Genomic DNA, 11511 nt, shown 5'->3' on the forward strand with positions numbered 1-11511 from the left:
GCGATCGTTTTACCGATCGCCAGTTGTCAGCGCTACACTGCCAACGCATTCCTTTGCTGCGGATTATTACCAGGTTTTACCAATGTTAAACTGGAATTGCTCCGACTTATCTCCATCATATTTCTTAAACGGCTGGGCGTAAGAGAAGACCAACGGCCCCAGCGGTGACATCCATTGTAATGCGATACCGGCAGACATGCGAATATTGCTCGGATCGCTGTAGTCAGGAATGCCTTCTGCGCGCATCTGGGCCGTATTCTGCCAGTTAGTATCCCACACCGTACCGGCATCCCAGAAGAAGGACGTACGGACGGAGTTCGCGTATTTATCGCTGATAAACGGCGTTGGGGTAATGAACTCCAGGCTCGCAACGGCCATCGCGTTACCGCCCACCGCGTCATTGGAGCTACAAACCTCAGAAGACGAGGATTTATTACAATTATCCTTATCGTTACCGCCGTAATAGACCGCTTTCGGACCAATGTTGTTGGACTGGAAGCCACGAACGGTACTGGAACCACCGGCATAGAAGTTTTCATAGAACGGCAGTTCTTTGCCGCCTAAACCATCACCATAGCCCCAGCGGGTACGACCCAGAACCACCCACTTATGATCGTCATCGATCGGGAAGTAGGACGCAGTATCCAGCGTCACCTTATAGAACTCGTTATCGGAGCCCGGGACGGTGACTTTACCGTTCAGGTTGACGCGAGAACCTTCCGTTGGGAAGTAGCCACGGTCGAGACGGTTATAGGTCCAGCCGTAGTTGAAGGTGAAGTCATCCGCCGCGAAGCCATTATCATGGCCATCTTTGCTGGTTGACTGACCAATCGAGTCCAGATAACGCCACATCGCCACCTGCGGTTGCATATTGGAAAGGTCGTTATGCACGTAACCTAAGCCCGCACGCAGGGTGTTGTATTCGTTGATCGGGAAGCCAAGCGTACCGTCCACACCGTAACTCTTGTTGGTATACGAGGACAGATCCGCATCGTCTGCTTTAAAGTCGTTATAGAAGATACGACCGCCCAGGCTCACACCGTCAACGGTGAAGTATGGGTTCGTTACAGAGAACTCAGAGTAGGTCTGGTAGTCGTTTTTGGTACCGTTAATTCCGACAGAGTAACCCGTACCCAGCCAGTTATCCTGCTGCACGCCGACCTGGAAGCTGACGCCGCTTTCGGTACCGTAGCCTACACCGAAGTTGAAGCTACCGGTGTTACGCTCTTTCACTTTATAAACGACATCAACCTGATCCGGGCTGCCCGGTACGCGCTGGGTGTCGGTGTCCACCGTTTCAAAATAGCCCAGACGGTTCAGACGCTCTTTACCCTGATCAACGAGATCGCTACCTAACCATGCGCCTTCCATCTGACGCATTTCGCGACGCAGAACGGAGTCTTTGGAGGTGTCGTTACCGACGAAGCGGATCTTACGCACGTAGAAACGGTTACCCGCGTCAACATTCACGTGCAGCTTAACGGTTTTATCCGCGTCATTGATTTCCGGCTGAGTCTGTACGCGCGGGTAGGCATAACCATAGCGGCCGAGCAGCTTCTTAATGCTGTCTTCCATTTTGGTGACCTTGGAACCGCTATAGAGATCGCCTGGCTGAATTTTGGTCAGCGATTCGATTTCAGCAGAATGCCCCGCCAGGTTACCACTCACCTCAACACCCGAAAGCTTGTACTGATCGCCTTCAGTGATGTTGATCGTAATGTAGATGCCTTTCTTGTCCGGCGTCAGACTCACCTGAGTCGAGTCGATATTGAAACGCGCGTAACCACGATCCAGATAGTAGCTGCGCAGGGTTTCAAGGTCGCCCGCCAGTTTCTGTTTCTGGTATTTACGATCGCCCACCACGTTCCACCACGGCACTTCATCGCGCAGCTGGAAGGTGGAGATCAGTTCGTCGGTGCTGAACGCGTGGTTGCCGACAATGTTGATCTGCTGGATCTTCGCAGAAACACCTTCCTGGAAGACCAGCTTCAGGTCAACACGGTTACGTGGCAGCGGAGTAACAACCGCTTTCACGCTGGCGCTGTATTTACCGACGCTGTAGTAGAAGTCTTCCAGACCTTTTTCAATGTCTGAAAGGGTTGTGCGGTCCAGAGACTCCCCCACACGAACACCGGATGCTTCAAGGTTTTGCTTGAGCATGTCATCTTTCACCGACTTGTTGCCGGAGAAAGTGATACTGGCGATCGTTGGACGTTCTTTTACCTGTACCAGCAGCGTATCACCATCGCGCAGGACGCGGACATCCTCGAAGTTGCCGGTGGCAAACAGAGCACGGATGGTGTTACTGATATCATCATCATTAACCGTATCGCCGGGGCGCACAGGCATACTGAGGAGGGCCGCACCAACGGCGACACGCTGAAGGCCTTCGAAATGAATGTCTTTCACTACGAACCCGTCAGCACCGTATACGGTGGCGCTGCTAAACAGCAGCGACGCTATGAGCAACTTTTTCATCGCCATCGTTATTATGCGTTCTTCCTAACTAACTCTCTTACAACCGAGAGAAATCATTGAAAAGTGCAAGCCCCATTAACAGCACCAGCAAAATCGAGCCAATGCGATAACTAAAGTCTTGAACTCGCTCGGATACCGGTCCGCCTTTTAGCTTTTCAATCGCTAAAAACAGCAGATGACCCCCGTCTAAAACGGGAAGCGGGAACAGGTTGATTATCCCAAGGTTCACGCTAATGAGCGCGAGGAACATGAGATAGTAAATCACCCCGAATTCCGCTGACATCCCAGCCCCCTGAGCAATCGAAATTGGCCCACTGAGGTTGTTCAGTTTCACATCACCGGTTATCAATTTCCCCAACATGTTGACCGTCAGCTTCATCAGTTGCCATGTTTTATCCGTGGCTTCAAGGATGGCGCTGAACGGCCCATACTGGCGTATTGTCTTGTACTCATCTGGCAGCGGGATCACTTTTGGCACAACGCCTGCAAACCCTTCTGCCTTCTTGCCGACCGACTTCGTATCCGGGATCAGCGTCAGCGAAAGCGGACTGCCCTGCCTTTCAACTTCCAGCGCGAGAGACGTACCCGGATTATCGCGCACCAGAGTAACAAAGGTCATCCACTCTGTTAATGGTTGACCATCGACTTTAACGATCCTGTCGCCTGCTTGCAAACCCGCTTTGCTCGCCGCCGAGTTGGCCTGGACTTCGGCTAATACCGGCTCGATCTGTGCGCCGCGTGGACGAATGCCCAGCGCAGCGACGGGATCCTCTTTGTCCGGCTCGAAACGCCAGTGACGTAAATCGAGCACTTTGTCCTGACGGGCGTCTGACCCAAACGGCGATACGCTGATGGTGGTCTGCGGATCGCCAATTTTAGCAACCAGCTGCAGTCGCACGGCATCCCAATCAGGGGTTTCGATACCATCAATCGCTTTAAGTTCCATCCCGGATGTAATTTGCGCACTCGCCGCGATGGAGTTGGGGGCAATTTCACCGACCACGGGACGTACGCCAGGGACGCCGATGATAAACACCAGCCAGTAAGCGAAAATCGCAAAGATGAAGTTGGCTACCGGTCCGGCAGCGATGATGGCGGCGCGTTGTCCAACGGTTTTATTGTTGAATGCGCTGTGTCGCAGCTCAGGCGCGACAGGCTCGACGCGTTCGTCGAGCATTTTGACGTAGCCGCCCAGCGGGATAAGGGCGATGACAAATTCCGTGCCGTGGCGATCGGTGCGCGTCCAGAGTGATTTACCAAAACCGATGGAAAACCGCTCTACGCGCACACCACAGCGGCGAGCAACCCAGAAATGGCCAAATTCATGCACGGTAATCAGTACACCCAGTGCAACTATGAACGCCGCCAGATTCCAGAGAATGCTCAGCATAAAACCTTCCGTTAAATCGTCCCGAATACCAGTAAAAGCAAACACGCAAACACGGGAACAGCCGCTGTCAGGCTATCAATGCGATCCAGTATACCGCCATGCCCTGGAATCAGGTGTCCACTGTCCTTAATCCCTGCTTCACGCTTGAACATACTTTCGGTTAAATCACCGAGCACGGAGGCAAGCGCAGCAAAAATCGAGCACACCAGCAGTATTGACGGTGCCACTTCAAGATTCGCCCAGACGCCGTAGCCCCAGGAGATGATCGCGGCCGTAAACAAACCGCCGATGAATCCTTGCCAGGTTTTGCCCGGAGAAACCTTCGGCGCCAGCTTATGTTTGCCAAACAGTTTACCAAACATATAGGCCCCGGAGTCAGCCCCCCAGACGAGAATCATCACATAAAGCAGCCAGATCGCACCGCTGTAGTGGTTTTCGTCGTAGTGCCAGGCGCGCAGCGCAACCATACCCCAGAAAAAAGGAATAATGGTGAGCAAACCAAAAATCAGTCGCAGCACTTTTGAATGACGCCATAACGCCGCGGAGCCGGGATAAAACAGCACCAGCAACAGCGCGGCCACCCACCAGGCCAACGATATCCACAAGGAACCGGCCACCAGGGGCTGATGAATATCATGATGATATTCAGGCAACATAAACAGCATTATGGCCAGGATAAAGCCACACAGTACCGCAAGCCATACTCGCTGCGTGCGCGAGGTAAAGCCGCTAAACTGTCCCCATTCCCACGCGGCGAGCATACACACCACCAGCGTAACAATAGCGAATCCCACCGGGGGCAGTAAAAACAGCGCCGCAATGACAATGGGTATTAATACAAAAGCGGAAATCAGGCGATACTTCAGCAAAAGCTACCCCCATCAGGCGTTATCGCCACCAGGCTCGGTGCCGCCGAAACGACGCTCTCGATTGGCAAAGGCATGCAGCGCACCTTCAAAGTCTTGTTCATCAAAATCGGGCCAAAGAACATCCGTAAAGTAAAGTTCAGCATAGGCAATTTGCCATATCAAAAAGTTACTTATGCGATGTTCCCCCCCTGTCCTAATTACCAAATCCACAGGTGCCTGTTCATTCATGCAGATTTGCTTGCTCAGCGCCTCTTCATCAATTTGGTCGGGTCTCAACAGCCCTTCCTGAACCTGTTCGGCCAGACGCCGAACGCCCTGGATAATATCCCAGCGTCCGCCGTAATTCGCCGCAATATTCAGCGTCAGTCCGGTATTATTTTCCGTCAGCGCTTCTGCTTTGCGAATCCGTTCCTGCAAACGTGAGTTAAAACGACTGGTATCGCCAATGATACGCAGGCGGACGTTGTGGCGGTGCAGGCTTTTTACTTCGCTGTCTAGCGCCCACACAAACAATTCCATCAACGCAGTCACTTCCTGCAGTGGTCGATTCCAGTTTTCACTGCTAAAAGCATAGAGCGTTAACGCATCAATGCCGTTATTGGCGGCAAAAGAAACGGCGCGGCGAACAGATTTCGCCCCAGCTTTATGCCCAAAGGCTCGTATTTTCCCTTGTCTTTTCGCCCAGCGGCCATTGCCATCCATAATGATTGCTACATGACGGCAGCCATGCGCTGGCAAGTTTTCGCTTATTGGTTGATTCGCAGACAACATAACGCGTTTTTTGTCCCTGAAAAGGATTTAACGGTACTCAGGAATACTGAAGCCGATACATAAAAAAGCCGTGTCAAACCACGGCTCACCTGACCACGTAAAGTCAAATACCTGCGATCAGGTGGCGCAGACTATATCACTGAAGCCCAACGCTAACAAATAGCACGACGACTAGTGGTTGCTTTATCACCAGCTTGCGAGACGTGTCACCTGTTGGCGCGCAATATTACGCGCAGCTGCATCCACCGCCAGCACCTCTTCCACGCTCTGTGGTTCGCGCAAATCCATCATCTCCAGTACCGCTAAATTCAACGCCGCGATATCGGTAAAACGAATTTGCTGATTCAGAAATGCTTCAACGGTAATTTCATTGGCTGCATTCAGTGCCGTTGTCGCCGCCTGCCCCTGGTCAAAGGCCGTCATCGCAAGCTGCAGACAAGGGTAACGGTCGTAGTCTGGCTCACTGAACGTCAGGGAACTTAGCTTGCAGAAATCAAGCGGCTTCACGCCGGACTTCACTCGATTCGGCCACGCCATGGAATGGGCAATTGGCGTACGCATATCCGGTTCACCCAACTGCGCCAACACGCTGCCATCCTGATAACGCACCATCGAATGAATCACCGATTGTGGGTGAATCAGTACTTCCATCTGTTTCGCTGACGCATTGAACAGCCAGCGCGCTTCAATGTATTCCAGACCTTTGTTCATCATGGTGGCAGAGTCAACGGAGATTTTACGCCCCATCGACCAGTTCGGATGACGGCACGCCTGATCCGGCGTCATGGCACGCAGTTCAGACAGTGGCGTTTCACGGAACGGGCCACCAGACCCGGTAAGCAGAATAGACACGACGCCATTCTGCTCCAGGTCAGCGTACCCCAGGTTCTGTTGAAAAGGTTGCGGCAAACTCTGAAAAATCGCGTTGTGCTCGCTGTCGACGGGCAAAAGACGCGCCCCGTGCTGCTTCACCGCCTCCATAAACAGGCGTCCGCAGGTCACCAGCGACTCTTTATTGGCCAGCAGAACGTCCTTACCGGCATCAATCGCGGCAAGCGTCGGCAATAATCCTGCCGCCCCGACGATGGCCGCCATCACCTGATCCACGTCATCCAGCGCCGCCATCTCGCAGGCCGCCTGTTGACCACTCAGCACCTCTGTTCGGCTGCCCTTCTCAAGCAGCTGTGCTTTCAGCAGGCGCGCGCTCTCTTCGTCATCCATCACCGCATAGCGGGGCGTAAACTCCAGGCACTGCTCAACCATTCGCTGCACATTCTTACCAGCCACCAGCGCTGTCACGGTGTAAAGTTCAGGATTATGGCGAACGACGTCGAGAGTACTGCAACCGATAGAGCCGGTTGAGCCGAGGAGTGTTAAATGCTTCATGAGATGCCCGAAAAGTTAGACCAGATAAAAGCAAAACGCCGCCAGCAAGACCCTAAGTCTCTCTGAACGGCGTTTATCAGTGTACGACAGAAATCAGAACTGCATCAGTTCCGCTTCTTTATCTGCCAGCGCCGCATCAATTTTCTTGATGGCAGCGTCAGTCATTTTCTGAATGTCATCCTGGGAACGACGATCGTCATCTTCACTGATCTCTTTTTCTTTCAGCAGCGCTTTGACTTTATCGTTCGCGTCGCGGCGAACGTTACGCACGGAGACACGACCCTGCTCAGCTTCGCCACGCACCACTTTGATCAGGTCTTTACGACGCTCTTCGGTCAGCGGTGGCAGTGGAACGCGGATGTCAGCACCCGCAGAGCTTGGGTTCAGACCGAGGTCAGACGCCATGATCGCTTTCTCAACCGCCGGGCCCATAGAACGATCGAATACGTTGATTTTCAGCGTACGGGTATCTTCTACCGTCACGCTCGCCAGCTGACGCAGAGGGGTTGGCGTACCGTAGTACTCGACGATGATACCATCCAGCAGGCTTGGGGAAGCACGGCCAGTACGGATTTTGCTGATTTGGGTTTTGAACGCTTCTACGCATTTTTCCATGCGTACTTCAGCATCTTTTCTGATGTCGTTAATCACGTTACGAATCCTTGAAAACTTGTCTCAGGCAGACTATCCGCCAGCACAGCGCTACAGGTGTGCTAAGTATAGTCGCGTTTAATTCATGACAACGCCAAAGGCGCGCCCGGGTAAGATACCACTACAAAATAAAGCGGAATCTTACCTGTATTTATCGTCAACGGAAATTATTCCGTGATCAAAGTGCCTTCTTTTTCGCCCATGACCACGCGACGCAGTGCGCCAGGTTTGTTCATGTTGAAGACACGGATCGGCAGTTTGTGGTCACGAGCCAGCGTGAAGGCGGCAAGATCCATCACTTTCAGCTCTTTATCCAGCACTTCGCTGTAGCTCAGCTGATCGTACATGGTTGCAGAAGGATCTTTTGCCGGGTCGGCAGTAAACACGCCATCGACTTTGGTCGCTTTCAGTACCACATCAGCTTCGATCTCGATACCGCGCAGGCAGGCAGCGGAATCGGTCGTAAAGAACGGGTTACCCGTACCGGCGGAGAGGATCACCACGCGGTTGTTGCGCAGCAGGCTGATAGCTTCTGCCCAGCTGTAATTATCGCATACGCCATTCAGGGGGATCGCGGACATCAGGCGGGCGTTCACATAGGCGCGATGGAGCGCATCACGCATCGCCAGGCCATTCATCACGGTTGCCAGCATACCCATGTGGTCGCCCACAACGCGGTTCATCCCCGCTTTCGCCAGACCAGCACCACGGAAAAGGTTGCCACCGCCAATGACCACGCCAACCTGGATGCCCAGTTCGACCAGTTCTTTGATTTCCTGTGCCATGCGATCAAGGATGCTTGCGTCAATACCGAAGCCTTCCGATCCCTGCAGCGCTTCGCCACTCAGCTTAAGCAGAATGCGTTTGTACACGGGTTTTGCATTGGTAGCCATGTTTCTTTCCTGAGACTGTCAACGATTAAGATGGGGGTTAATTCTGGCGACATGATATGCCGCAAATCAGTACAGCGATACTGGAGCCTGTCTGATTTCCTGTGACGGGTGACAAAAAGAAGCCGCCCTCAGGCGGCTCCTTTTCAATCATTAAGACTGCTTGGACATTGCAGCAACTTCTGCTGCGAAGTCAGTCTCAACTTTCTCGATGCCTTCGCCCACTTCGAAGCGGATGAAGCCAGTTACGTCAGCGTTGTGCTCTTTCAGCAGCTGAGCAACAGACTTGCTTGGATCCATAACGAATGGCTGGCCAGTCAGAGAAACTTCGCCGGTGAATTTCTTCATGCGGCCTTCAACCATTTTCTCTGCGATTTCTTTTGGTTTACCAGACTGCATCGCGATGTCCAGCTGAACCTGGTACTCTTTCTCTACCACTTCAGCAGACACGTCTTCTGGCTTAACGAATTCTGGCTTGCTTGCAGCGATGTGCATTGCCAGTTGTTTAACCAGCTCTTCGTCAGCGCCTTTAGCCGCAACCAGAACACCGATACGTGCACCGTGCTGGTAAGAGCCCAGAACGTCGCCTTCCAGAGAAGCAACGCGACGGATGTTGATGTTCTCACCGATTTTAGCAACCAGCGCAACACGTTCTTCTTCGAACTGTGCTTTCAGAACTTCAACGTCAGTGATTTTGCCAGCAACCGCTGCGTCCAGAACTTTGTTAGCAAATGCCTGGAAACCACCATCTTTAGCAACGAAGTCAGTCTGGCAGTTAACTTCCAGAATGATGCCGTAGGTGCCGTCGATTTTAGTGATGATCACGCCGTCAGCAGCAACGTTGCCTGCTTTTTTAGCTGCTTTGATCGCACCGGATTTACGCATGTTTTCGATTGCCAGCTCGATGTCGCCGTTCGCTTCAGTCAGCGCTTTTTTGCAATCCATCATGCCTGCGCCAGTACGCTCGCGCAGCTCTTTTACCAGGGATGCGGTAATTTCAGCCATTCTTAAATCCTCGGGAGATGTGAACTGCCCGGCCGGGGGCCAAACAGTGTAAATTGAAAAAAGGGGCCGGTAATGGGCCCCTATTCATACACGGTACTAATAAGGGGTAAAACCTTATTATTCAGCTTCTACGAAGCTTTCTTCCGCCTGAGAAGCCAGATCCTGGGAACGGCCTTCACGAACGGTAGCAGCTACAGCGCTCAGGTACAGGCTAACAGCACGGATTGCGTCGTCGTTACCCGGGATAACGAAGTCAACACCGTCCGGATCGGAGTTGGTATCAACGATAGCGAATACCGGGATACCCAGGTTGTTAGCTTCTTTGATTGCGATGTGCTCGTGGTCTGCATCGATTACGAACAGCGCGTCTGGCAGGCCGCCCATATCTTTGATACCGCCCAGGCTGTTTTCCAGCTTGTCCAGTTCACGAGTGCGCATCAGCGCTTCTTTCTTAGTCAGCTTGTCGAAAGTACCGTCCTGAGACTGGGTTTCCAGATCTTTCAGGCGCTTGATGGACTGACGAACAGTTTTCCAGTTGGTCAGCATGCCGCCCAACCAGCGATGGTTCACGAAGAACTGGTCGCAGCTGTTAGCAGCATCTTTCACAGCTTCGCTTGCAGCGCGCTTAGTACCAACGAACAGAATCTTACCTTTACGGGAAGCGATCTTGTTCAGCTCAGCCAGGGCTTCGTTGAACATTGGTACCGTTTTCTCAAGGTTGATGATGTGAACTTTGTTACGTGCGCCGAAGATGAAAGGCTTCATTTTCGGGTTCCAGTAACGGGTCTGGTGACCAAAGTGAACACCAGCCTTGAGCATGTCGCGCATGGAAACAGTTGCCATGTTTAAAACCTCTATATTGAAAGTTGGGGTTATGCCTCCACGTATCCCATATTACCGACCCCGAAGGGCACCCCGGAATATGTGCCGATACGTGTGTGTTGTTACACAAAGTGAGATTTGTCGCTCCCGTCCAGCCTGTGTATCTGAGATGGATCGGAAGTCCGGCGCGCTTTATACCACAAAACACGACCAGAAACCAACAGTTGTTGGCGGAGTGTGCTGTTAATGATTCTCAATTTGGCACGAAGCGTGCCTGACTGATACCATTGACGACACTTAGACTAGTATTGTCGAAAAAATCGACACCGATGGACAGATTACATGGCTATCTCTATTAAGACACCTGAAGAAATTGAAAAGATGCGCATCGCCGGTCGTCTGGCCGCGGAAGTGCTGGAAATGATCGAGCCGTTCGTGAAGCCGGGCGTCAGCACCGGTGAACTGGACCGCATCTGTAACGACTATATCGTGAACGAGCAGCACGCGGTTTCCGCCTGCCTCGGCTACCACGGTTTCCCGAAATCCGTCTGCATCTCTATTAATGAAGTGGTGTGTCACGGTATTCCGGACGATGAAAAACTGCTGAAAGACGGCGACATCGTTAACATCGACGTGACCGTCATTAAAGACGAGTACCACGGTGACACCTCAAAAATGTTCATCGTTGGCAAGCCGACCATTCTTGGCGAGCGTCTGTGCAAAGTTACCCAGGACAGCCTCTACCTGGCGCTGAAAATGGTGAAACCGGGTATTCGCCTGCGCACCATCGGTGCGGCAATCCAGAAATTTGTCGAAGCAGAAGGGTTCTCCGTGGTGCGCGAGTACTGCGGTCACGGCATTGGTCGCGTCTTCCACGAAGAGCCGCAGGTTCTGCACTATGATGCCGATGACGGCGGCGTGGTGCTGCAAAAAGGCATGACCTTTACCATTGAGCCAATGGTCAACGCGGGTGATTACCGCATCCGGACCATGAAAGACGGCTGGACGGTGAAAACCAAAGACAGAAGCTTGTCTGCGCAGTACGAGCATACTATTGTGGTAACAGACAACGGCTGCGAAATTATGACGTTGCGCAAGGATGACACCATCCCGGCGATACTGACGCACGACGAATGATAAAAAAGCCGGCAAATGCCGGCTTTTTTAATGGCTATAGCTTTTTCTTATGGGTGGCGCACGATGAGTAATCTTTTACCCGAACAGTATGCTAACACAGCCCTTCCCACCC

The 11511-nt window shown here is 52.5% G+C and carries 10 protein-coding genes; 1 reads left to right on the top strand and 9 read right to left on the bottom strand.

Annotated features, from left to right (window positions below; genetic code table 11):
* Positions 1 to 66 precede the first annotated feature (66 nt).
* The 9 genes from bamA to rpsB all read right to left on the bottom strand — a co-directional run bounded on the left by bamA (position 67) and on the right by rpsB (position 10283).
* Positions 67 to 2484, bottom strand: coding sequence for an outer membrane protein assembly factor BamA (bamA, locus tag ACMWJS_RS21710; RefSeq protein ID WP_032644134.1), 2418 nt, complete (start codon positions 2482 to 2484; stop codon positions 67 to 69).
* 31 nt (positions 2485 to 2515) lie between these two features.
* Positions 2516 to 3868 carry a sigma E protease regulator RseP gene (gene rseP, locus ACMWJS_RS21715; protein ID WP_024907524.1) on the bottom strand — a complete coding sequence of 451 codons (1353 nt, stop codon included), beginning with the start codon at positions 3866 to 3868 and terminating at the stop codon, positions 2516 to 2518.
* A gap of 11 nt (positions 3869 to 3879) precedes the next feature.
* Positions 3880 to 4737 carry a phosphatidate cytidylyltransferase gene (gene cdsA / locus ACMWJS_RS21720; protein WP_063620841.1) on the bottom strand — a complete coding sequence of 286 codons (858 nt, stop codon included), beginning with the start codon at positions 4735 to 4737 and terminating at the stop codon, positions 3880 to 3882.
* A 12-nt stretch (positions 4738 to 4749) separates the two neighbouring features.
* On the bottom strand, positions 4750 to 5508 hold the full coding sequence (gene ispU / locus ACMWJS_RS21725; protein ID WP_045907835.1) for a (2E,6E)-farnesyl-diphosphate-specific ditrans,polycis-undecaprenyl-diphosphate synthase: 759 nt from the start codon (positions 5506 to 5508) through the stop codon (positions 4750 to 4752).
* Between the two features lie 186 nt (positions 5509 to 5694).
* Positions 5695 to 6894 (bottom strand): 1-deoxy-D-xylulose-5-phosphate reductoisomerase, encoded by a 1200-nt coding sequence (gene ispC, locus ACMWJS_RS21730; protein ID WP_262752769.1) that lies wholly within the window; start codon positions 6892 to 6894, stop codon positions 5695 to 5697.
* A 93-nt stretch (positions 6895 to 6987) separates the two neighbouring features.
* Complete coding sequence (gene frr / locus ACMWJS_RS21735) at positions 6988 to 7545, bottom strand: ribosome recycling factor (protein WP_008501909.1); 558 nt, start codon at positions 7543 to 7545, stop codon at positions 6988 to 6990.
* A 167-nt stretch (positions 7546 to 7712) separates the two neighbouring features.
* The gene (gene pyrH / locus ACMWJS_RS21740; RefSeq protein ID WP_008501910.1) at positions 7713 to 8438 is read right to left on the bottom strand and encodes a UMP kinase; all 726 of its coding nucleotides are present in this window, start codon (positions 8436 to 8438) and stop codon (positions 7713 to 7715) included.
* A 150-nt stretch (positions 8439 to 8588) separates the two neighbouring features.
* Positions 8589 to 9440: a translation elongation factor Ts gene (tsf, locus tag ACMWJS_RS21745; RefSeq protein WP_014830708.1), complete on the bottom strand. Its 852-nt coding sequence runs from the start codon at positions 9438 to 9440 to the stop codon at positions 8589 to 8591.
* A gap of 117 nt (positions 9441 to 9557) precedes the next feature.
* On the bottom strand, positions 9558 to 10283 hold the full coding sequence (gene rpsB / locus ACMWJS_RS21750) for a 30S ribosomal protein S2 (RefSeq protein WP_013095653.1): 726 nt from the start codon (positions 10281 to 10283) through the stop codon (positions 9558 to 9560).
* 321 nt (positions 10284 to 10604) lie between these two features.
* Between rpsB and map the strand changes: the two genes are divergently transcribed.
* Entirely contained in the window at positions 10605 to 11399 is a 795-nt protein-coding gene (gene map / locus ACMWJS_RS21755; RefSeq protein WP_045415354.1) for a type I methionyl aminopeptidase, read from the top strand.
* Positions 11400 to 11511: the final 112 nt, after the last annotated feature.

It is taken from the genome of Enterobacter sp. HK-058-C-ECC (assembly GCF_047531125.1).
GTDB classification, from domain to species: Bacteria; Pseudomonadota; Gammaproteobacteria; order Enterobacterales; family Enterobacteriaceae; genus Enterobacter; species Enterobacter quasiroggenkampii.

Excerpts from the sequence above, each read along its gene's own strand:
- rseP (WP_024907524.1), bottom strand. The coding sequence starts at position 3,868 with ATGCTGAGCATTCTCTGGAATCTGGCGGCGTTCATAGTTGCACTGGGT.
- tsf (WP_014830708.1), bottom strand. The coding sequence starts at position 9,440 with ATGGCTGAAATTACCGCATCCCTGGTAAAAGAGCTGCGCGAGCGTACT.
- ispC (WP_262752769.1), bottom strand. The coding sequence starts at position 6,894 with ATGAAGCATTTAACACTCCTCGGCTCAACCGGCTCTATCGGTTGCAGT.
- map (WP_045415354.1), top strand. The coding sequence starts at position 10,605 with ATGGCTATCTCTATTAAGACACCTGAAGAAATTGAAAAGATGCGCATC.
- rpsB (WP_013095653.1), bottom strand. The coding sequence starts at position 10,283 with ATGGCAACTGTTTCCATGCGCGACATGCTCAAGGCTGGTGTTCACTTT.
- bamA (WP_032644134.1), bottom strand. The coding sequence starts at position 2,484 with ATGGCGATGAAAAAGTTGCTCATAGCGTCGCTGCTGTTTAGCAGCGCC.
- pyrH (WP_008501910.1), bottom strand. The coding sequence starts at position 8,438 with ATGGCTACCAATGCAAAACCCGTGTACAAACGCATTCTGCTTAAGCTG.
- ispU (WP_045907835.1), bottom strand. The coding sequence starts at position 5,508 with ATGTTGTCTGCGAATCAACCAATAAGCGAAAACTTGCCAGCGCATGGC.